General features: G+C 69.1%; 27 protein-coding genes. 3 read left to right on the plus strand and 24 right to left on the minus strand.

The window, feature by feature from the left end:
* Nucleotides 1–2: 2 nt before the first annotated feature.
* The 16 genes from DGO_RS18850 to DGO_RS18920 form a co-directional block, all read right to left on the minus strand.
* Nucleotides 3–413, minus strand: a complete 411-nt coding sequence (locus tag DGO_RS18850; RefSeq protein ID WP_014686823.1) for a hypothetical protein — start codon at nt 411–413, stop codon at nt 3–5.
* Nucleotides 410–703 carry a hypothetical protein gene (locus DGO_RS18855; protein ID WP_145975520.1) on the minus strand — a complete coding sequence of 98 codons (294 nt, stop codon included), beginning with the start codon at nt 701–703 and terminating at the stop codon, nt 410–412. Before DGO_RS18855 ends, DGO_RS18850 begins: the two co-directional genes overlap by 4 nt.
* Nucleotides 704–717: 14 nt before the next feature.
* Complete coding sequence (locus DGO_RS18860) at nt 718–1,437, minus strand: hypothetical protein (RefSeq protein ID WP_014686825.1); 720 nt, start codon at nt 1,435–1,437, stop codon at nt 718–720.
* 1 nt (nt 1,438) lies between these two features.
* Entirely contained in the window at nt 1,439–1,870 is a 432-nt protein-coding gene (locus tag DGO_RS18865) for a hypothetical protein (protein WP_014686826.1), read from the minus strand.
* A gap of 30 nt (nt 1,871–1,900) precedes the next feature.
* On the minus strand, nt 1,901–2,326 hold the full coding sequence (locus DGO_RS18870; protein ID WP_014686827.1) for a hypothetical protein: 426 nt from the start codon (nt 2,324–2,326) through the stop codon (nt 1,901–1,903).
* Nucleotides 2,298–2,468: a hypothetical protein gene (locus tag DGO_RS23950; protein ID WP_169331058.1), complete on the minus strand. Its 171-nt coding sequence runs from the start codon at nt 2,466–2,468 to the stop codon at nt 2,298–2,300. The genes DGO_RS18870 and DGO_RS23950 overlap by 29 nt, the downstream gene beginning before the upstream one ends.
* The gene (locus tag DGO_RS18875) at nt 2,468–2,941 is read right to left on the minus strand and encodes a hypothetical protein (protein ID WP_014686828.1); all 474 of its coding nucleotides are present in this window, start codon (nt 2,939–2,941) and stop codon (nt 2,468–2,470) included. The genes DGO_RS23950 and DGO_RS18875 overlap by 1 nt, the downstream gene beginning before the upstream one ends.
* Nucleotides 2,938–3,342: a hypothetical protein gene (locus DGO_RS18880; RefSeq protein WP_014686829.1), complete on the minus strand. Its 405-nt coding sequence runs from the start codon at nt 3,340–3,342 to the stop codon at nt 2,938–2,940. The genes DGO_RS18875 and DGO_RS18880 overlap by 4 nt, the downstream gene beginning before the upstream one ends.
* Nucleotide 3,343: 1 nt before the next feature.
* Entirely contained in the window at nt 3,344–4,159 is an 816-nt protein-coding gene (locus tag DGO_RS18885) for a helix-hairpin-helix domain-containing protein (protein ID WP_014686830.1), read from the minus strand.
* Between the two features lie 60 nt (nt 4,160–4,219).
* Nucleotides 4,220–5,122 (minus strand): phage major capsid family protein, encoded by a 903-nt coding sequence (locus tag DGO_RS18890; protein ID WP_014686831.1) that lies wholly within the window; start codon nt 5,120–5,122, stop codon nt 4,220–4,222.
* 106 nt (nt 5,123–5,228) lie between these two features.
* Nucleotides 5,229–6,599: a phage protease gene (locus tag DGO_RS21405; RefSeq protein WP_014686832.1), complete on the minus strand. Its 1,371-nt coding sequence runs from the start codon at nt 6,597–6,599 to the stop codon at nt 5,229–5,231.
* Nucleotides 6,596–8,377, minus strand: coding sequence for a phage portal protein family protein (locus DGO_RS18900; protein WP_014686833.1), 1,782 nt, complete (start codon nt 8,375–8,377; stop codon nt 6,596–6,598). Before DGO_RS18900 ends, DGO_RS21405 begins: the two co-directional genes overlap by 4 nt.
* A gap of 3 nt (nt 8,378–8,380) precedes the next feature.
* Entirely contained in the window at nt 8,381–9,847 is a 1,467-nt protein-coding gene (terL, locus tag DGO_RS18905) for a phage terminase large subunit (RefSeq protein ID WP_169331059.1), read from the minus strand.
* Nucleotides 9,777–10,244, minus strand: a complete 468-nt coding sequence (locus DGO_RS18910) for a hypothetical protein (RefSeq protein WP_014686835.1) — start codon at nt 10,242–10,244, stop codon at nt 9,777–9,779. Before DGO_RS18910 ends, terL begins: the two co-directional genes overlap by 71 nt.
* Before the next feature lie 453 nt (nt 10,245–10,697).
* On the minus strand, nt 10,698–11,336 hold the full coding sequence (locus tag DGO_RS18915) for a hypothetical protein (RefSeq protein ID WP_014686837.1): 639 nt from the start codon (nt 11,334–11,336) through the stop codon (nt 10,698–10,700).
* 77 nt (nt 11,337–11,413) lie between these two features.
* Entirely contained in the window at nt 11,414–11,803 is a 390-nt protein-coding gene (locus DGO_RS18920; protein WP_014686838.1) for a VRR-NUC domain-containing protein, read from the minus strand.
* 41 nt (nt 11,804–11,844) lie between these two features.
* Between DGO_RS18920 and DGO_RS18925 the strand changes: the two genes are divergently transcribed.
* From DGO_RS18925 to DGO_RS18935, 3 genes are all read left to right on the plus strand, one after another.
* Nucleotides 11,845–12,099, plus strand: coding sequence for a hypothetical protein (locus tag DGO_RS18925; RefSeq protein ID WP_014686839.1), 255 nt, complete (start codon nt 11,845–11,847; stop codon nt 12,097–12,099).
* A 101-nt stretch (nt 12,100–12,200) separates the two neighbouring features.
* Nucleotides 12,201–12,467 (plus strand): hypothetical protein, encoded by a 267-nt coding sequence (locus tag DGO_RS23955; RefSeq protein WP_043804750.1) that lies wholly within the window; start codon nt 12,201–12,203, stop codon nt 12,465–12,467.
* Between the two features lie 78 nt (nt 12,468–12,545).
* Nucleotides 12,546–12,806 carry a hypothetical protein gene (locus tag DGO_RS18935; RefSeq protein ID WP_014686841.1) on the plus strand — a complete coding sequence of 87 codons (261 nt, stop codon included), beginning with the start codon at nt 12,546–12,548 and terminating at the stop codon, nt 12,804–12,806.
* 98 nt (nt 12,807–12,904) lie between these two features.
* On the opposite strand, the gene DGO_RS18940 is transcribed toward DGO_RS18935, so the two are convergent.
* The 8 genes from DGO_RS18940 to DGO_RS18975 are packed head-to-tail and all read right to left on the minus strand — an operon-like array spanning nt 12,905 to nt 18,318.
* Nucleotides 12,905–13,348 (minus strand): ASCH domain-containing protein, encoded by a 444-nt coding sequence (locus DGO_RS18940; protein WP_014686842.1) that lies wholly within the window; start codon nt 13,346–13,348, stop codon nt 12,905–12,907.
* Nucleotides 13,345–14,157 carry an ATP-binding protein gene (locus tag DGO_RS18945; protein ID WP_014686843.1) on the minus strand — a complete coding sequence of 271 codons (813 nt, stop codon included), beginning with the start codon at nt 14,155–14,157 and terminating at the stop codon, nt 13,345–13,347. The genes DGO_RS18940 and DGO_RS18945 overlap by 4 nt, the downstream gene beginning before the upstream one ends.
* Nucleotides 14,154–15,059 carry a hypothetical protein gene (locus tag DGO_RS18950; RefSeq protein ID WP_014686844.1) on the minus strand — a complete coding sequence of 302 codons (906 nt, stop codon included), beginning with the start codon at nt 15,057–15,059 and terminating at the stop codon, nt 14,154–14,156. Before DGO_RS18950 ends, DGO_RS18945 begins: the two co-directional genes overlap by 4 nt.
* Nucleotides 15,056–15,337 carry a hypothetical protein gene (locus DGO_RS18955; protein WP_014686845.1) on the minus strand — a complete coding sequence of 94 codons (282 nt, stop codon included), beginning with the start codon at nt 15,335–15,337 and terminating at the stop codon, nt 15,056–15,058. The genes DGO_RS18950 and DGO_RS18955 overlap by 4 nt, the downstream gene beginning before the upstream one ends.
* Before the next feature lies 1 nt (nt 15,338).
* Complete coding sequence (locus DGO_RS24060) at nt 15,339–17,618, minus strand: DNA methyltransferase (protein WP_014686846.1); 2,280 nt, start codon at nt 17,616–17,618, stop codon at nt 15,339–15,341.
* A 3-nt stretch (nt 17,619–17,621) separates the two neighbouring features.
* Complete coding sequence (locus tag DGO_RS18965; protein ID WP_014686847.1) at nt 17,622–17,801, minus strand: hypothetical protein; 180 nt, start codon at nt 17,799–17,801, stop codon at nt 17,622–17,624.
* A complete protein-coding gene (locus DGO_RS18970; protein ID WP_014686848.1) occupies nt 17,801–18,010 on the minus strand; it encodes a hypothetical protein in 210 nt (69 codons plus the stop codon). Before DGO_RS18970 ends, DGO_RS18965 begins: the two co-directional genes overlap by 1 nt.
* Entirely contained in the window at nt 18,010–18,318 is a 309-nt protein-coding gene (locus tag DGO_RS18975) for a hypothetical protein (RefSeq protein ID WP_014686849.1), read from the minus strand. Before DGO_RS18975 ends, DGO_RS18970 begins: the two co-directional genes overlap by 1 nt.
* Nucleotides 18,319–18,412 lie beyond the last annotated feature (94 nt).

Here is an 18,412-nt window from a genome sequence, read left to right on the forward strand (position 1 = left end):
ATCTAGCGGGACATCCACCCAGCGGACAGCTGGCTGCGCCAGGGCGAGCGCCGCGAAGACGCTCGCCCAGTCGGTTTTCCCTCGGCCTCTTCACCCGGCCCCTCGGGCTGGGGCGGCCGGGTCGCCCGCCACCAGACCGGAAACTCGTCGGGGCCGCAGAGGTCGAGAAACTCGTCGAGCGTGAGGTCCGGTAGTCGGCGCAGCAGCAGCAGGTAGATGGTCCGGGCCTGGTCTTCGAGTTCGAGTTCGCCCAGGGCACCGACCAACATGGTTTCGCGCCAGCTGGGCGACAGGTAAGGCACCAAAAGTTGACCGTAGGCGTCGCAGAAGTCGGGGTTGGGTTCCCCGAGGGCGGCCGCCGGCGCTTGCCTGCGCTGGTCGTCTCTCTGTTTTAGGTCGTCAAAAGGGGTCATGCGTTGCGTCCTCGCCGCGCGAGCGGCACGGTGAGGGGGGCGTGCAGGCTGATGTGCCCGGTCTGCCCCTGCGGTGGCAGGAGGCGGGGCACGCGGGCCACGAGTGCGCCGCGCACCACCAGCCAGGGGCCGGTGGCCCCTGTACGGATCATGCGCGGCAGCAGGCGGCCCCGGGGGACCGCCCGGTGAAGGATGTAGCCCTGCGCCTCGATGCGGTCCTCGTGCACGGTGCAGGCCAGGAGGGTGAGCTGGGGGAGGTGGCCGCGCTCCCCCAGGACGATGACGGCCACCTCCTCCGGCACGCTTAGACCGCTTCCCAGGTGGGGCTGGCGTCGTTCAGGTTGGCCGCCCACAGGCCGCCCGAGAGCCCGGCGGCGTGCTCGGTGGTCATGGTCTGCATGGGACCCTGTCCGCGCTTGCCCACGCCGACGTTCACGGTCGCCATCAGGGCCAGCCCGTCCGGGTAGACCCACAGCACGCGCTCGACGTTGTTCGGGCTCTTCTTGAGGCCCTTGAGCCACAGGCGCTTGGCCACCGGGTTGTCCAGGCCCGCCAGGGTGCGGATCGTCGCCGTGAGGTCCTTACCGTTGACCACGCGGATCGGCGTGCCGCGGCCGTGCACCTGCTTGGTTTCTTCGTTGTCGGCCAGCTGCGGCGTGACCGCCTCGGCGGTGGGGATTTCGAGCAGGTTGGTGTAGGTGGCCGCCGTGCCGGCCGGCACGGCAGCGGGGGCGGCCACGATGGCGACCGCTTCGCCGTCGGCGTCGGCGGTCACGTCGGCGGCCGTGGTGATCAGGACGCCGTTGGCGAACTCCAGCACGGTGCCGCTGGGGATGAAGATGCCCGCACCGGTCAGGGTCGCGGTCACGGCCGCCTTGGCGATGGCCCCGGTGGTGATGCTGGCCCCAACGATCAGCACACCCGTCAGCGGCACGAGGTAGGCGGTCACGTCGGTGGCGCTGTAGGTCTTGGGCGTCTTATCGACCGGGTTGGTGGTGGGCAGGTTCGCGGGAGGATTCGTCACGTCAGGACTCCTTGGGCATGGGGGCGAGGGACTGGATATAGGTCAGCGCGAGGCGCTGACCCCCGTAATGGGTGCGGCTGTTGCTGGCGTAGGTGACGGGGGCGGCGTCGGCCAGGCGCAGGGACTGGAGGCGCAGGCGCGGCCAGCGGTCCACCTCGGTCGTGGCGCGGCGGCGCAGATTCGAGAGCACGAGTTCGACCTGATCACGGCCCGCCATCGTCGGCAGGCCGTTGTAGACCATGACGAGCACGAGACGGCGGCGCTCCTGGTAGCCGTGGCCCTGGCGCACGAGGCTGTCGCTCGTCTCGCTCACCACCGCGTAGAGCGTCCCGGCAGCGGGCAGGGGGTTGGGCAGCAGGTGGCTGGCCACCGCGCCCGCCTCGTCGCGGGCGAGCTTCAGGCCCAGGTCGAGGAGTAGCTGGTCGAGGGTCAAGGGGATGGACCTCCGGGCATGGATTTCACCTCACTGCTGCGCTCGGGCGCGCAGCCGGTCGTGCAGTTCCTCGTCGCCGAGGGCCTTGCTAAGCCACGGCCGCGCGCCGTGAGCGGTCTGCCGAGAGACGGGCGAGCTGGGCGGCTCGGGGTATTCGAGCGCCCAGGCCTCCACCGGCACGGGGGCCACGCTGTTGAGCGCGCCGACGTCGTAGAGGGAGGGACCGACCTGCTCGGCACCGATGCAGGCCAGCAGGTCGCCGGACTGCTCGGCCGGGTACTCGCCGGGCAGGCTGGACGGGTTGGGGAGGTCGGGGTGCTGGATGCCCGAGCCGGGGCCGGAGAGCTTCTCGCGCAGGAAGTCGCGAGCCTCCTCCGCGACCTCGCGCACCACGGGGTCGCAGTGCCGCGCCAGCAGCTCGTGCAGGTCAGGGGCCAGCGTCAGGTGGTTCGCCATCCGGATCTCCTCGCCGGCGCAGGCCTCGCTCCAGCAAGGGCAGGACCACGCGCTCAAAGCCGGCCGTGCAGGCCTCCAGGCGGTGCAGCGCCGCGTCCAGGCCTTCGAGCGCTCGCAGGTCGTCGGGTTGGGTATCGGGCATCAGGTCCCCCTCAGCGCGTCGGGTGCCTGGCACACGCACGTCCAGGCGACGCGCTGGGTGCCCATGTCCTCAATGTCGGCCACCGGCACGAGCAGTAGCGGCGTCGGCAGCTCACCGCCGTACACCTGGAGCAGCAGCCCCGGCGTGTCCAGCGGGGCCGACCAGTGGACCACGATCTCCCAGGTCGGCGTGCCCAGCGCCACCCCGGCCGCCGCGCGGTCCTGGGCGTCAAGCTGGTAGGCGATGCAGGGATAGTCACCCAGCGCCTCACCCATGCCCGGCTGCTCGGGCGTGGGGTCGGGGGTACTCGGCGTGATCGGGTTGCCGTCGAGGTCGAGATCGGGCGGCGGGGGGCCGTCCTGGACCGTGGTGCCGGCCTGCGAGCGGAACACCTTCACGCGCTGGCCGACTGCCGGGTAGACCTTCTCCAGCGCCGGGCGGCCGATCTGCTGGATGCGCGCCGTGGTGATCACCAGCGCCTCCGGGGCCGGGTGAATACCTCGACCTGATCCTCCTGACCGTCCCCCACCCCCGCGTCGGCCAGGTGCCCCTGCGCCAGCGCCAGGAAGTTCGGCAGGGTCGTGGCCGCGCCGGTGACCTTCCCGAGCTTGAACTTCAGCGGCCCGATCTCGACCGCTTCCACGCTCTGCTCACCCACACTGACCAGACCATTCCCCGCCAGGACGCTCATGGCGTAGGCCGCTGCCGCGAGCTTCAGGTCCTGGAGCGCGCCCGCCGAGGGCACCAGTTCCGCGCGCTCGACCTGGCGCGTCACCCAGTGGTTCCCGCGCCCCGTCGCCCCCGACACGTCCGCCGGCAGCGTCAGGCCTGCGCCGTAGGCCCGCACGTCGGGCTCCGAGGCGTAGACCGTCATCTCAGGTGCTGACCTGAGACGCCGTGTCCCCCTCGGTGCCCGCCGTCGCCGTGGGATCGGTCACCGGCCCCACCGGCTGCTGCTGGCTCGCCGGCAGCTGCTCATCGCCCTCCAGCGCAGGCGGCTGGTCCACGACCTCGGCTGGCTGCACGTTCTGCACCTGCACGGTGGTCCCAGCGTCCGGCTCCGGCTCGCGGTCGCGGAACTCGATCACCTCGGCCGCCTCCTCGTCGGTCATGCCGAAGGCCACCAGATCCTCGGCCGTATACCGGGCGAGCTGTTCCTCGGCGCGGATGCCCAGCTCGCCCAGCCGGATCATGTGCGGGTAGTTCTCGGCGAACGGCACGCCCAGCAGGCCGTCGCGGTGCGCCTGGATGACCCGCGCGCCGCTCTCACCCACGTCGGGGATCTCGGCCAGTTCGTCCTCGTCGAGGTCCTCGATGCTGGCCTCGGTGGTGTAGCCAGAAGCCACGAGCGCACCCTGGTAGGGGAAGTCCGCCAGCAGCTGCACCTGCCCCTCGGCGCGCAGGGCGACCTCGCGCTCGACGGCCACCCGGACCTTCCCGGAATCCGACTTGCTCAGGCCGGTGCGGTCGGCGATCTCGGCCACGGTCGCGCCGTTCAGGTCGTCGAGCGTCGTGAGGTTCGCCTCGACCAGCACCCTCCGGACGCGGTCGCTCACGAACCTGCGCGGCAGGGCGAAGCCAGCGATGGCATCGGCCTTCGCCTGATAGACCATCGCGGTCGCGTCCTCGCCGACCATCTCGCGGGCCAGCACCTTGTTCCGGTAGTGGCGCCGCAGTGTTCCTACTCCCATCTCCTCACCTCCTGGGGTGGGGGTTCAGCACAGGACACGGCCCCCACTGGGGGTCGGACCTTACTTGCTGATGATCTTGGCGACGCCCGACTTGTTGCTGCCGGGCATGCGCTTGTAGCGGTGGGCGAGCCAGTAGATGTGCACGGCCGCCACGGTGCTGTCGCTGAGAATGTCCTTGTCGGTCTGCACGGTGAAATCGCCGTTGTACCAGAACAGCATGCTGTTCTCGCGCGCCAGGATCGTCTCGTAGCGGCGGGTGGTCTCGTCGCCCGGCGTGTCCAGGTAGGTCAGCTTGTCGCTCAGGGTGTACGGCACGCCCACGAAGCGGCGCTGGCCCTGGCCCACGATGGCGTCGCTCACGAGCGGCTTGCCGTCAGCGTCCTTGAGCAGTTCCACGTCGGCGCCCACCTTCGAGTGCATGGCCGTGCTGGCCACGGTCTGCCCTTCGTCGCCCCACAGGTACTTCGCGCGCACCATCGCGTCGTAGACCATCGTGCTCTTCCCATCAATGGGGTTGGCCACGAGGTCGAGCACCAGGTCGGTGCTGCGGGCGGCGTCGATCAGGGCCTTGTCGGCGCGGCGGAACACGGCCTCGCGGATCTGGCGCGCGGCCTCGGCGTAGGGATCGGCGTAGGCGGCCGCCATGCGTGCCCATTCGGTGATCTCGAAGGCCTTGCCCGAGTGGTGGACCTTCGCCTGCTCACCGCTCATGGTGAGCTTGGCCGGGGTCAGTGCCGGCAGCGCGCCGTCGCCGCCCTCGTCGTCGGCCAGGTCTTCGAGTTCACCGATGTTCCCGAAGTAGGGCACGGTGATGGTGTCGCCGCCACGGGCGTCGCTGCCCAGCGTGCCGTTCACCTTCACGGCGTTGGTGTTCCACAGGGCGTTGTTGCCGCTGAAGGCGCCCCGGATGGCGTCTTCGAGCAGCTCGGGGATGATCACGTCTTTCTTGCGGGTTACGGGCATGGGTCCTCCTGGGACACGAGAGGGCGAAGGGGCTCAGGGCGGCACGAGAACGCCCCCAGGCACAGGACCAGGGGGCAGGGCGGGCAGCGCGCGTCAGGCCAGGGCCTTAGCCGGTGCGCTTCTGGTGGTCGGCGCGCATCCGGTCGTAGGTCGCCTTGTCGCTGAAGTGCAGGTTGTGCTTCTCCGAGCCGTCCATCTCGGCCCAGGTCTTCCCGTTGAACTTCAGCGGCTCGCCAGCCGGAGCACTGTCGCCCAGGTCCTCGCCAGGGGTGACCGGGGGCGTGGCCGCCGGCGCCGCCAGCTGGGCGATCACGGGCGCGTGCTCCAGGTAGGCCTCCAGGGCCTCCGGGGTCTGCCCAGCCGCCCACGTCTCCAGCGCGGGCGTGAGCTTCTTGTCGGCCTTGCCCCGGGCGATCAGGCCGCTGAGCTTCGTGGTGCGGGTCTCGTCTTCGAGTTCCTTGATGCGCACGTTGGCCGCGCCGAGCTGCACGGCAGCCTGCGCATTCGCGGCCACGACGCCCAGGGCGGCCTGCACTTCGGTCTGCCCGGTCGCGCTGAGCAGCTGCTGGCGCAGAGACGCGCTCTCGGCGAGACGGCTGTTCAGGGCCTGGAGGGCCTCGGCTTCGGTGGCGGTGGCCGCCAGGTTCAGGGCGGTGAGCAGGGTACGCATGGTCTGTCCTCCTTGGACGGGGGTGTAGGTGCGGATGACCTCGGTGGCGTCAGGCCCCAGGGTCACGCTGGTGCCCAGCACGGTGTACGGCACGCTCCAGAGCGTGCCCAGGTGCTCGAACACCGCGTAGTCGTTGAAGACCTCGAACAGCCAGGCCTCGCGGTAGCGCTCGCGGATGGCCGCATTCAGCAGGCCGTACAGGCTGTCCAGGCTTACGCTGGCGCGCACGTCGGGGCTGCGGTGGTCACGCACGTTGGCGGCCACCAGCGGCACCTGGTCGAAGGTCGCGGGCAGGTTGGTCAGGGCGATGTTCCACAGACGCGTGATCTCGCCCGTGGTGTCGGCGTCGAGCGCGGGGCTGAAGTACCGCCACTCCTTGTCGCGGATGGCCTGCTCGGCCGCCGGCGTCCAGCGGATGTTCACCGCCCAAAGCCCATCGGCGCGCAGCTCCAGCCGGAACCACCCGGCCGCCTTCCCCTTGTCCGGTGCGCCGGCCTCGGCCCAGAAGGCGTGGTCGTAGTCGAAGAAGAGATCGTTGCCGTATTCCTCGGCGGCGGCCATGCACAGCTCGCCGCTGCGCGCGGTGAACTGGAAGGTCCCGTAGACCGTCTCGACCGGGCCGTAGCCCCAGATCCGGAACTCGGTGGGCGGGTCGCCGCTGCCGATGGGGATGGTGACGTTCAGCCGGGTGGGCCGCGAGGGGCGCGCTGGGGCGCTGAGCAGGTAGTCGGGGCTGGCACGGGGCCGCAGGGCGGCCAGGGCGCAGCCGGTGAGCAGCAGCGCGGCGGTCTGGAAGAGCTTCTTCATGGTTCCTCCTGGGGCGGCAGTCGGCCCCGGTGCTGGTCACTGCCGAGCGAGAAGGCGTAGTGCTCCGGCCCGATCCACACCTGCACCTCGCCGAACGTCGTCTCAACGGGCGTGAGCCGGTGCAGGGGCGTCGGGGCGTTGGCCGCGAGGTAGGCCAGCGTGATGTGCGGCGTGAAGCCGTGCAGCTCGCTCGCCTGGAGGTCGCTGAAGTGGTCCACCGTCTCCAGCAGCCGCTCGCGCAGGCCCAGCAGCTGCGGGCTGTCCACCGTGGCCAGCAGGGCATCCTTCTCCGGCAGGCTGAACCGGCCGAGACCATTGATGCTGGCCGGCAGGCTGTCCACCGGCCAGTGCTCGGCGAAGGCAGCCACCCCGTCGAGCAGGCCCTGGAGCTGCACGGGGCTCAGCTCGTCGGTCTTCCCAAAGAAGGCCAGGGTGAGGTGCAGCTGGTCGGGCGACTCCCCGCCTTCGAGCGTGAGGGCCTGGGCGACCTCCGGGCTGGGCACGAGGCAGGCGATCACGCCGGCCGGGACCTTGCTGGGCCGCGCGGCCAGGCGCACGCTGGTCTTGGTGGCCGGTGCTGGTGCCGGGGCTTTTGGTGCCGGTGGTGGCTCGGGGGCACGCTGCAACCCGAAGCGCTCGATGAGCGGGTCGATGTCCAGGCCCAGGTCCTGGAGCTTGCGCAGCGCGTCGCCCGCCGTGTTCATGGTGCCGGCCAGTTCCTTCAGGTCAGTGGGGGGCGTGGTGTCCCACTTGGGCCAGGGGCTGATGCGGCGGTCGCCGAAGTTGAATTCGGTCCACCAGGCCCACTGCTGCGCGCGCATGGTGGTGCTCAGGCTCTCGCCGTCGCTCCGGATCAGGTCCAGGCGCACCGTGTTGTGCACGTCGGCCGCCGCGAGGGAGGCCCCCTGCACCTTGCTCGTGAGGTTCTGCCCGGCGACCGCGATGGCCATGCCGCTGTCCGCGAGGTCGATCTGCGCCCTGAAGTTCGTCCAGGTGTTCGCCGTCGCCTCGACGAGCTTCATGTCGTAGCCGGGCGGCAGGGCGATGGCCGTGTCGGTGCCCAGGTCGGAGAGGTCGGCGGCCAGGGCCTTGCGCGCTTCCTTCGTCGCTTCCTTCGGGGCGCTGCCGACCTTGATCGGCTTGCCGTGCTGCTCGCTGTAGCTCGCCCAGTCCTGGGTGGCGTAGGTCTTCAGCAGCCACCACATGGCGCACGAGCGCCACGCGCCCTGTGCCCAGGGCCGGTTCAGGCCGTAGGGCGCGTACAGCACCCATTTCCCGTCACCGGGCGTGAAGGGCACCTCGCCGTCGGCGGTGGTCAACCACCACTCGCGCTTCTGCCCGTCCCAGCGCAAGTATCTGGGGTGCCAGAACTTCAGGACCGGCACCATGCGGCCGCTGATCCGGTTCTCGGTCCAGACGAGTTCGCCAGGGCCAAGGCCGAAGAAGATCCCCCAACGCAGCACCTGGTCGAGTTCGCTTTCGGGGTTGGCCGTCCACCAGTCGGCTTCGCTGGCCTTGATCAGGGGGGTGCGGCGGGCCGCCCCCTCGGCGGGATCGAAGCGGAAGGGCAGGCCGAGCAGCCCCTTCACGCGGGTGCCCAGGGCGCCCATGATGCGGTCGTCGGCGAGCAGGGCGTCGCACAGGTCCGCCGCGAGGCGCAGGCCCCCGCCCTCGGCCCGCAGGAACGTGGCGCGTACCCGGTCAGGCGTCCAGGCCGTGAATACACGCTCGCTGGGCGCGAGGTGCTCGACCTTCTCCAACTTCGCTTTCCCGACCATAGATCACCTCCCCCGGGTGCCGGGCACCCGTGAACTCTCGTAGTCACTCGACTGAATGACGCTGGCCAGCTCCGACCAGGCATAGGCCAGGGCATCCACTTGGTCGTCATGCTCATCCGCGTCCGTGCCGGTAAAGGCACCCATCTCGCTCAGCAGTGGCGTCACCCAGGGGGCGGTCTGCGGCAGGCGCACGCGACCGGCGTTCCATGCGGCGGCGGCCGGTTGTGCGCGGGTGAACTTGTCGCCCTTGGGCGGCACGGGGTTCACGAGCACGCCCTGCATTTCGAGGTACTCGATCACCGGCTGCGACTGCCCGGTGCGCTCCATGATGATGGGGACGCTGTAGGTCTCCTGAAGATCTTTCGCCACGGCGCACAGCTCCGCGAGATCAAACCGGCCCCGGCGCATCTCCAGCAGGTCGCCGCGCAGGTCGTCAGGCTCACCCCAGCCGGAGATCACCGCGAAGGCGGTGTAATCGGCCGTCTTCCGCTTGCTGCTCGCCGTGTCGGCGGCGATGACCACGTAGGCGTCGTCACGCCGGGCCTGGGTGTAGCGCAGGGGGGTATCGCTGAACACTTGGCCGCCCCTTTTACGGGGCCGCTGCTGGTACAGGGCCTCGAAGTCGTATTCGTTGGCCGCCTTCATGCCGAGCAGCTTCTTCAGCCCGAAGCGCTCAGGCCAGAGCGGCTGGCCCAGCGAGCGACCTACCGGGTCCTCGACGAGTGGATCGTCGTAGATCGCCATGAGGTTCAGGTGCGTCCAGGTCAGGCCACCCAGCTCCGCGTCTTCACCCTCCTCGATCCGCTTCAGGACCCGGCCCGCAAGGTCGTCGGGGTGCCAGCGCGTGTGCGTGAGCACCACCTGGGCATTCGGCGACAACCGGGTGAGCAGTGCCGAGGTGAACCACTCCCACACGCCCTCGCGCACGAGTTCCGACTCGGCCGACTTGCGGTCCTTGAGCGGGTCGTCGATCACGGCCCGGCCCGCACCCATGCCGGTGATGGACCCACCCACGCCGGCGGCGCGGAAGAAGCCCTTCTCACTGGTGCCCCAGTCGGTAGCCCCCTGCGCGTCGGCCGCCAGCTGCACATGCCCGAAATACTTGGGGAAGGCCAGCCCGGTGTGGATCTCGTTGCGGATGCTGCGCGAGCTGGTGCGGGCTAGGCGCACCGAGTAGCTCGCATAGATCGCTTCGATGCTGGGGTGCTGCCCGAGTTGCCACTCCATCCAGGCCTTGACCGTCTCGGTCTTGCTGTGACGGGGCGGCATCGTGATGATCAGGCCTTCGTTCGGTCCCAGGTTCTCCAGGGCTTCGATCATCAGGACGATGTGGGGCGCGAGGTGGTAGCGGGGGTAGCGGGCCTTCCAGTACTCGGTCAGCGTGGGCACCCGCCCGGGCTTAGTTGATGAGCGGCGCGCCGTCTTCCAGGTCCGCACTTCCTGGGCGAGCCGTTGGGTTCTCTTGAGCATCCCCAGCATTCAGCACCTCCAGTGCCAGCGCGATCTCGCCCAGGTCCTTGCCGGCGGCGATAAGCGTGCGCAGGGCGGCCATGTTGACCCTTTGCACTTGAGAACCGGTCTCCGGATCCTCGACCGTGATGACCGGCTCGATGGCTTCCGCGATCAGGCGCGACTTTTCCAGTACCGCGCCCAGGCTCCGGCGCAGCTCCCCGACCCAATTGCCCTCCGCACGTGCCCTTTTCCGGGCGAAAAATTGCGAAAGCAGGGGGTCGGTTTTGAGCTTCGCGCGGTAATTCTGGATCGTCCTGGTCGTCACTTGCCATTTTTTCGCCGCCTCCCCATCTCCGAGGTATGCGGCATCGACGAGAATCGCTGCAGCGCGCTCGTAGTTGAAGGGCTGAGCCATCTTGGTTTCGTCTCCTTTCGTCACAGCGAACGCAAAGCCCGCTTGGCTTCGTGCTCTCTGCTGCTTGTGCTGGTGCCTGGGCTTCCGGTGGTGCTGGGGGTTACCTGAGTCGACATGAAAAAGCCCCCGCGCTCAGGCAGGGGCTGGGGTTCAGGCGAGCCAGTACAGCCAGTGGCCAGCGCACCGCTTCTCCTTCAGGATGCGGCGGCTCCGGCCAGCGTGGAAGATATGCGTGCCAGTGGCACGGTTGGGAAGGCGAAGGGTGGGGCGGTCATGCGTATTCGGCATGACGCGAATCCTGCAGGCGGGTGCGGGCATCGCAGAGCCGCCCTTCTCCGCGCACTCGATTCCTGTCCCGGCCGGGACGCCATCCTAAAACGCGAAAACGCCCCGGAGGGCGTCTGATAGTCGTTTTCCAACTCTAGAAATAGAGTAGCGGTTTTGTTCGGAAAATCAACTGTGGGCCAGTGCTGCCAGCTCCTGCTGCATGAGGCGCAGCGGTTCCTCAGCCTCAGCCACTCGCAGACTCACAGCCAACGTTAGCACCGCTACGGCGTACCGGGTCGCCCGCTCACGATGCTGATGCCAGCTCGAATCCTCCCGCACGAGACTGGCAAGACAGTTGCCCTTCTCGCTGCGCAGCTTGTCCAGCAGCTTCCCCAGGTGACGGGTTTCCACCGTACCCTCGCGGGCCATCTCCGTGATGCGTTGCCCGACGGCGGCCTCGTCGAATTCACCAGCGGGTGTGCTGAGGTACACGGTCGGCATGGGGCGGTTGGTCCCCGCGAGCAGAACGTCCGGTGGTGTGCCAGGGCCGTCGTAGTGGAAGCTGCCTCCGATCTTCACCTCGCGGGTGCGCCACTGGAGCAGCGCGTCGTACCACGAGGCGGCATAGAGCCGGGCTTCGCGTCGTACCCCGCGGGGTACGGAGGTGAGGGCAGCGGTGATCTCGCGGGGGCGAGGCTTGAGGCGGCGGCGCTGGGTGCGGGCACCTTGGCGCTCCCTACGCTCGGCTTCCAGGTCAGCAGCGGCGCGGTCCTCAGACTGGGCCTTGGCAATCACGAGTTGAATCGGGTCGAACAGATCAGGCATAAAGCAGAACACCTCAGAAATGTGGAACAGGGTCGGAAGACGCCAGTCAGGCAACTGTGTCGAGAGCGGGCAAAACGTTATTGGGCGCTTCCGAGGAGCGCAGCGAGGCGGTGACCTTCAGCGATCAAGGCGGTGGCCGCCTCCGTATCCCGAATGATCTGAGGGGAAAGTCCGAGGGTACGCAACTCGGCGTGCCGCTCCACTTGAGAGGGCTCGAGCGTGCCAGTGGCCGTCTTGACCTCGATCAGGGCGGCGAGACAGAGCGGCGTGCCGGGCAGGCGGCGCAGCACGGTCAGGTCGGGAAAGCCCGGTGGAAGGTGGCCGCGCTTGAGCCCGTGCCCACGCTTCACCATGCCCGCCTCCGTCTTCACTGGGTACCAGCCCGCCTGCAGGAACAAGGCGCGGATGCTGTCCTCGATCTCACGCTCCGTCGCCGGGCGCAGGTGTGGGGCAAGTTCAGGCGTCATTTTGAGCCCGCGGCTGCCGGGGCGGCGACTATGCTGCGGGCATGCGTCTGTCGTGGCCACTGCAAGTCGTCCTGGGCGTGCTTCTGGGAGGCGGCATCATCCTGCTGGACCAGGGCTGGCCCGGCGCCGCCCTCCCTGCGTTCACTGTCGTCGTTGCTGCGCAGTTCGCCTGGCTGTGGCGTCAGGGCCACCATGCCGAGGTGCGCCGGGGCCTGGTGGCGCTGTCGGTTCTGGGCCTGCTGGGTCTCATCCTGTTCAAGGGCGCGGACTACATTGAGGCAACACGCGGGTTCTGATCCCCGCGTCCCCTCGTGCTCGGTCACCGGGCGCAGGCAAGGGGTGAGCCCAGGCGTCATCTCAGACCCCCAGCGGCCAGGGCGGCGTCTATGCTGGCGAGGTGTTGTTCAGAATCTCGGCCTTCTGGTGGGCAGTCCTGGCAGGCGTGCTCTACGTTTTCATCCAGTTCGGCCGCAAGCGCTCGGACGCCACCGGCTGGGATATCGCTGACCTTGTCATCACGCTGCTCGTTGCGATCTATGCGCTCGGCATCGCGGCCACCTCTGGACGCAGAAGACAGTTCGTCACGGCCAGTCTCTATGGCGCGGCCGGCATGTTCCTGTTCTGGAGTAGCTGGGATCTGCTGCACAAGTTGCAGGGTGGCTAACCACTCAGGTGTGTCGTCGGAGAGCTGCGGCAGCGCACATTCGGAAACGGCCGGAGCATGGCGTGTGACAATCGCTCTATGACCGAACCACGCTGGACGCAGGCCCTCAGCCTCATTGGCGTCGGACTGATGCTCGTCGGCGTGTTCTGGAGTCTGATTCAAGACCACTCGCCGGCCTTCTTGATGCTGGGCATTGCTGTCGTAAACGTCCCGACTGCATGGCGCGCCTGGGCAAAAGGTCAGCGGGGCAGCTTCGCGTTCTGGGCACTGCTGTGCCTCACCGCGACCATCCTGGCCATCAGGTCGTTCATCATCTGGGCGCCGCCTATGAGTGGATAGAAGGACTGCGCCCCCGACTCCTCTTGTCTTCCCTCGTTTAACCCCCCTGTGCCAGCGGGCGAACAGGTGCAGGGCCTGCGTGGCACTCAGGTCGCCTCTCACAGGCGCTCCAGCTGCGCCCGCACGTCGCGCTCCACATCGTCCGGCAGCGTCAGGAAGCCCAGCCCACCGACCATCGGCACCGGCCGGGGCAGCACGCGCACTGCGTCCAGCACCAGGGCCACGCTGCCGAAGTACCAGTCTTCCTGGCCGGCGGGGCAGGGGTCGCCCGGAAGCAGCAAGCCGGTCACCCGGACCACGCTGGTCACCGCACCCCGGGGCACGTCGCGGCGGGTGTAGATGCGGCCAGTCAACTCCTGAAGGTAGACCATGCCCTCCTTGTCATGGGTCTTGCTGCTGTGCAGGGCGAGGTCATGCCCCACGATGCGCCGGGCCTGGGCGACGAGGTGGGGATGCGGAGCCCAGCGGGGACGATTCTCGACCCGCTTGCCGTGCCGCTCAATGGCCGTGGGCCAGGGCGTGGAGATGGACAGGGCCTTCACAGCCCGGCCGCCTGGCGGATGCGCTCCAGTGCCCCGCTCACCCGCGCCGCTTCCACCTCGGCCCGGTACGCCGGCCCGTCGAATACCACCCACTCGCAGGCGTGCTGGATCCGGTCGAAGGCCCGGTCCCCCATCGCCGCTTCCAGTTCCCGGCGGCTCAGGTTCGCCGTCACCACCGTCGGCCGCCGCGCGTTGTAGCGCGCCCCGATGACGCGGGTGAACAGCTTGCGCTCCAGGTCGCCTTCCTTGCTTGCCGCCGCCCCCACGTCGTCGAGCACCAGCAGCTCCGGGCGAGCGAGGTCGGCCACATGCTCGGCCTGCGTCCGGCTGCGGCGGGTGTAGTCGCTCTGCACCTCGTCCACCCACTCGGCCCAGCTCACCACCAGCGCCGAGTGCCCCGCCTCGATGGCGTCCTTGGCCAGCAGCACCCCGGCCTGCGTCTTGCCCCGGCCCTTGAGGCCCACCATCGCCACGTTCAGGCATTCGCCCAGCACGTCGCCGATGTTCTGCCCCAGTGCGCGGGCCAGCCGCCAGCTGCCGTGCTCCACCTTCACGTCGTCCCAGGTCAGGTGGTACAGGGTGCCCTCCACCCCAGCACGGGCGTACTGGTCGGCGAGCTTCGCGGTGCGCGTGGCGGCGGCGCAGGCGGGGCAGCGCCGCGAGCCGGCGGGGGTGTCGCGCCAGCCGTCCTCGCAGTCAGGCGAGCCACAGGGGCCGGGCGGCGGCGCGGGGCGGCCCGGCAGGGGGCGGGGAATCAGGGCGTGGAAGTCGGTGGGCGGCGTAGGGCGGGCAGTGTCGGCAGGGGTCATGCGAGCCAGTCCTTTTTCTCGTCGGGGTCGGCGTGGGCGGTGTCGTGGGGCGGCAGGCGCAGGTTCTGGCGAGGCTGCTCGCCGCGGATGGGAAAGAAGCTCTTCCAGCCGACCTCGATGGCATGGGCGACGATGCGGGGCAGGTCCCAGCCCTGGGCATGCAGGTCGCGCAGCTTGCGGAACTGCTCGTCGGCGGTGGTGGCCGGGGTCCTGATGCGGGCCTCGGTGCGGTAGCGCAGCCAGCGGTCCCAGGCTTCGGGCACGCCGGGCAGGGCGGCGAGGTCGCCGGGCAGCACTGGGGCGGGCGCGGCTGGCGCGCGGCGGCGCGGAACCTTCTCGGGGTCCGTGGGCGGTGCGGGTCTGGCATCTGGGGTGGGGTTCACAGGCTGGGCAGGAACAGGGCTGGCCTTGCCCTCACCCAGGCCGGGTTCCCCCTGGGGGGTTAGGGGGGTCTTTTCTTCTTCTGTATTCCTTCCCATTCCTTCTACTTCCTTCAGGGAATCGGGAATGCCGTTCTGTACGGCGTTTTCGGGTTGTCTCAGCGAACCGTCGTTCGCACGGCCGTTCGTCGTGTCGTTCGCACCGCTGTTCGCATGGCCGTTCGTCGGTTGGTTCGTCTGACGGTTCGCGCGGCTGTTCGTCCCGCTGTACGCCCAGCCGTTCGCACCACGCGCGGCCAGCCCGGCAGCTTCAAGGCGTACCAGGCACTTCTCGACGGCGCGCTGGCCCAGGCCGGTCTCGAGCATGACTTCGGGCACCTTCATGGCCGCCGGGAGGTGGGTGTAGTTGTCGCGCTCGGCCAGGGCGACGAGCACGCCCGCGCTGGCGTCATGGTGGGTCTTGACGTAGGCCAGCACCGGGTTATCCAGCAGGCCGTAGCTGCCCTTCTCGCGGCGGCTCATGCCTGGGCCTCCAGCAGTGGCTCGACCTGCGTGACGATGAGGTACCGGCCCTGCCAGGACAGCAGATAGTCAGACCAGCCCAGCGCCCCAGCACAGGTATGGCCCTCACGCTCAGCGGCCTCGCCTGGTGTCCAGACGCCGGCCTCACGCCACACGCACAGCCGGGCGGGCCGGGCAGCCACGCGCACCTGGAGGCCCTGGGGCAAGCGCCAGGGCTGCGTGTGGCCGGTCTGGGCCGCCTTGGTCAGCAGACCGCAGAGGGTGCTGGCGAGGGTCATGTCAGTCCCCCACCTGGGCAATTGGGAAGAGGCTGCTGGCCGCCTGCTCGGCCATCTGCCGAACGTTCCGTACCGCCCAGTCGAAGTACTCGCGCTTGAGCTCCACACCCTCCGCCCGGCGGCCCATCTGCACGGCCACATACGCCTCGCTGCCCACACCCAGGAACGGCGTGTAGACGAGATCACCGGGGTTGCTCCACAGGTGGACGGCCCGGCGGACGATCTCCAGTTGCAGCGGCGCAAGGTGCTTTTCGTCCTCGTCGGTGCTGGCGATACGGGCGTTCAGGACGTCCGTGCGGCTGATGTCGAACCACACCGGGGAGGCGTAGCGCTGCCACAGGTCGAGCGGCAGGTCGGCCGGAGTGTGGGTGATCGGTGCCGGCGCGTCGCACTCCGGCGTCCACTTGCGGAACAGCAACAGGTACTCGGGCATGCCGACGCTGGTCAGACTGCTGTCGCGCTGCAACTGGCTGTAGAGCAGTCCCTGACGCTTGGTGCGCTGCATCTCACGCACAGGGTCGGTCCAGATGCAGACCTCGGAGTGGTAGGCCCAGATCGCCCCGTCCTCGCTGGGCGCGGTCTGCGTGAAGGCGCGGATCACATCCCCCCGAAAGTCCCGCACGCCGCTGAACCCGCTTTTGCTCTTGTAGATCGGCAGGTTCTTGACGTGGACGGCGCACAGCCGCCCGGGGATGAGGGTGCGGCGCAACTCGGGAATCAGGAAGCCGAAGTGCCTGAAGAACTCGCGGTCGTCCTCCGTGTTGCCCATGTCCCGCAGGGAAGGGCTGTAGCTGTAGAGGTTCGAGAAGGGTGGGCTGAACACCTGGAGGCCGTCGACGTTCGCCGGACGGCTGGGCGTGACCTCACAGGTGTCGCCGTGGTGCAGCGTGAAACCGGGGCCGGTGACGGTTTGCATGTGGGCCTCTCCGAGGGTGAGCTGATGGTGGACACGTCCGCCCGCCTGCTGGGTGGCGCGGATCAGGCGGTCTTGCATGGCCGTGTGCTCGGCCTGCTTGCGCTGAATGCTTGCCATCACGCTGGTGTGCGTGTCGGTGGTGACGAGGTGGGCCTGCACGCGGCCCGTCTGGCCGTAGCGGTCGGAGCGGCCCACGGCCTGGTACAGCTCCTCGAAGCTGTAGGTCAGGCTGGCGAAGGCCTGACGGCGGCAGTGCTGCCAGTTCATGCCCCAGCCGGCAATGCTCGGCTTGGTGATCAAGACGCGCAGCGAGCCGTCGCTAAATGCGGTCAACCCCGCCTCTTTCTCGTCGGCGGTCATGTTGCCGCGCACTTCGCGGGCCTCGGGCACCAGCCGCCGGATGGCGTCCGCCTCGGCGTTGGTGTGCGCCCAGACGACCCACGGCTCCCCAGCCTCGGCGAGGACCAGCTCCGCGACGCGACGCGCGCGCTCGTCGAGGGTGCCACGCAGCTCGCGGTGCAGGCTGGTCGCACTCGCGCTGACCTGGCGGAACAGGGCGCCTTCCTCCTCAGCCGCGCGGCTGTGGTCGGTCTGCACGGTGTGGACCACGTACTCCGGTGCGGCCCGGAGATAGCCCTCATCGCTGTAGTCGCCCAGGTCGCTCGGCACGCGCAGCGCGCGCGACCACCCGGCGAGCCAGGCGAAGAACTCGCCCTCGCCGTGGGCCTTCAGGCGGAAGGTCTGACTTTGCGTGGTGTCGTTGGCGAACCAGCGGGTGAGCATCTGGCTGGGATGCATGATCCCCAGGAATTCGGCGTGGTTGCCCAGCTCGACGATGTCGTTGGGGCTGGGTGTAGCGGTCAGGGCCAGCCGGTAGGGCGTCTCCCGGAAGCGCTCGACGAGCTGGCGTTTCGTGCGGCCCATGAAGGCCTTGAGGACGGACGATTCGTCCAGAGCCACGCCACCAAATGCGGACACATCGAGGTGCTCAAGACGTTCGTAATTGGTGATGATCACCGGTGCGTCCGGCAGGTGGCCGCCGCGCGTCACGGCGGCGCTGATGCCGAAACGGGCAGCTTCCTTCAGGGTCTGAGCGCTGACGGCCAGCGGCGTAAGGATCAAGGCTGGGCGGCCCGTCTCCCGCGCGACGGCATCGGCCCAGGAGAGTTGCTGGATGGTCTTGCCCAGGCCGCGCTCGGCGAAGATGGCCGCGCGGCCCCGTTCCAGCGCAAAGCTCACCAGTTCCTGCTGGAACGGCTTGAGGGCCGGGGTGAGCGTACTGGGTGCGAAGCCCATGGCCGGCGCATGAACGCCCTTGCCCTCGAGGAAGGTGTTGTAAGAGGTCTGAAGAGAGGATGCAGGCATAGCTCAGACCTCCGTGTGGGTGAGGCGGGCGAGGATGGACACGAGCAGCAGCGGCAGGGCGGTGAAGCTCAGCGCGAAGAGCAGCAGGCGGGCGAAGGGGGTCTGGCCGGGCAGGTCGGGGAAGCTCAGGGCCGCCAGCGCGGCAGCCAGGACCAGCAGGGGCAGCAGCAGGCGCAGGCGCATCACTCGTCCGCTCCGTCAAGGTCAGGGTTCTCGTCCCTGCACAGCGTCCCGCCGCCGCAACCGTCCACCGTGCAGCCAGGGCACTCCTGGTTGCGGGGCAGGTCGATGGCCTCAGCCCCACAGGTCCGGCACCAATCGTCGTAGCGGTCACGGCCATGACACTCGGGGCATCGCGGGTCGCCGGGGCGCAAGGTCAGGTCGCGGGGCATCAGCGCCACCGCTCCAGGCAATTCGCCAGGGCACTGTCACAGTCCGCCCGCTGGCAGATGGGGCAGACCTCCAGACCAGCGGGGCGGCGCAGCTCAGGCACCGGCCCTGTCAGGAAGCGCATGTCCTCGACATGCCCGCCACGCCAGACCACCAGCAGCCCAGCGGGGGCAGGTGGCGTGTCCGGCAGAACGGCCGTCATGGCGGCGCCGCCCTGGTCGCCGCCTTCGCGTACTGGCGGAACGGAGAGGCACAGCGCCACCAGCGCCAGCAGTGAGGCCAGCACCAGCAGCACCCAAACCAGAATCATCGGCGCTCTCCCACGGCGGCCAGGGCACCGACCAGGGAGCCGACGACAGCCAGGATCAAGTCCCGGCAGGTCACCCCCAGGGCCATGCCCAACA

Origin of the sequence: Deinococcus gobiensis I-0, assembly GCF_000252445.1 — a bacterium.
GTDB lineage: Bacteria > Deinococcota > Deinococci > Deinococcales > Deinococcaceae > Deinococcus > Deinococcus gobiensis.

Excerpts from the sequence above, each read along its gene's own strand:
- DGO_RS18850 (WP_014686823.1), bottom strand. The coding sequence starts at position 413 with ATGACCCCTTTTGACGACCTAAAACAGAGAGACGACCAGCGCAGGCAA.
- DGO_RS18870 (WP_014686827.1), bottom strand. The coding sequence starts at position 2,326 with ATGGCGAACCACCTGACGCTGGCCCCTGACCTGCACGAGCTGCTGGCG.
- DGO_RS23950 (WP_169331058.1), bottom strand. The coding sequence starts at position 2,468 with ATGCCCGATACCCAACCCGACGACCTGCGAGCGCTCGAAGGCCTGGAC.
- DGO_RS18880 (WP_014686829.1), bottom strand. The coding sequence starts at position 3,342 with ATGACGGTCTACGCCTCGGAGCCCGACGTGCGGGCCTACGGCGCAGGC.
- DGO_RS18885 (WP_014686830.1), bottom strand. The coding sequence starts at position 4,159 with ATGGGAGTAGGAACACTGCGGCGCCACTACCGGAACAAGGTGCTGGCC.
- DGO_RS18890 (WP_014686831.1), bottom strand. The coding sequence starts at position 5,122 with ATGCCCGTAACCCGCAAGAAAGACGTGATCATCCCCGAGCTGCTCGAA.
- DGO_RS21405 (WP_014686832.1), bottom strand. The coding sequence starts at position 6,599 with ATGAAGAAGCTCTTCCAGACCGCCGCGCTGCTGCTCACCGGCTGCGCC.
- DGO_RS18900 (WP_014686833.1), bottom strand. The coding sequence starts at position 8,377 with ATGGTCGGGAAAGCGAAGTTGGAGAAGGTCGAGCACCTCGCGCCCAGC.
- terL (WP_169331059.1), bottom strand. The coding sequence starts at position 9,847 with ATGCTCAAGAGAACCCAACGGCTCGCCCAGGAAGTGCGGACCTGGAAG.
- DGO_RS18910 (WP_014686835.1), bottom strand. The coding sequence starts at position 10,244 with ATGGCTCAGCCCTTCAACTACGAGCGCGCTGCAGCGATTCTCGTCGAT.
- DGO_RS18915 (WP_014686837.1), bottom strand. The coding sequence starts at position 11,336 with ATGCCTGATCTGTTCGACCCGATTCAACTCGTGATTGCCAAGGCCCAG.
- DGO_RS18920 (WP_014686838.1), bottom strand. The coding sequence starts at position 11,803 with ATGACGCCTGAACTTGCCCCACACCTGCGCCCGGCGACGGAGCGTGAG.
- DGO_RS18925 (WP_014686839.1), top strand. The coding sequence starts at position 11,845 with ATGCGTCTGTCGTGGCCACTGCAAGTCGTCCTGGGCGTGCTTCTGGGA.
- DGO_RS18935 (WP_014686841.1), top strand. The coding sequence starts at position 12,546 with ATGACCGAACCACGCTGGACGCAGGCCCTCAGCCTCATTGGCGTCGGA.
- DGO_RS18945 (WP_014686843.1), bottom strand. The coding sequence starts at position 14,157 with ATGACCCCTGCCGACACTGCCCGCCCTACGCCGCCCACCGACTTCCAC.
- DGO_RS18950 (WP_014686844.1), bottom strand. The coding sequence starts at position 15,059 with ATGAGCCGCCGCGAGAAGGGCAGCTACGGCCTGCTGGATAACCCGGTG.
- DGO_RS18955 (WP_014686845.1), bottom strand. The coding sequence starts at position 15,337 with ATGACCCTCGCCAGCACCCTCTGCGGTCTGCTGACCAAGGCGGCCCAG.
- DGO_RS24060 (WP_014686846.1), bottom strand. The coding sequence starts at position 17,618 with ATGCCTGCATCCTCTCTTCAGACCTCTTACAACACCTTCCTCGAGGGC.
- DGO_RS18965 (WP_014686847.1), bottom strand. The coding sequence starts at position 17,801 with ATGCGCCTGCGCCTGCTGCTGCCCCTGCTGGTCCTGGCTGCCGCGCTG.
- DGO_RS18970 (WP_014686848.1), bottom strand. The coding sequence starts at position 18,010 with ATGCCCCGCGACCTGACCTTGCGCCCCGGCGACCCGCGATGCCCCGAG.
- DGO_RS18975 (WP_014686849.1), bottom strand. The coding sequence starts at position 18,318 with ATGATTCTGGTTTGGGTGCTGCTGGTGCTGGCCTCACTGCTGGCGCTG.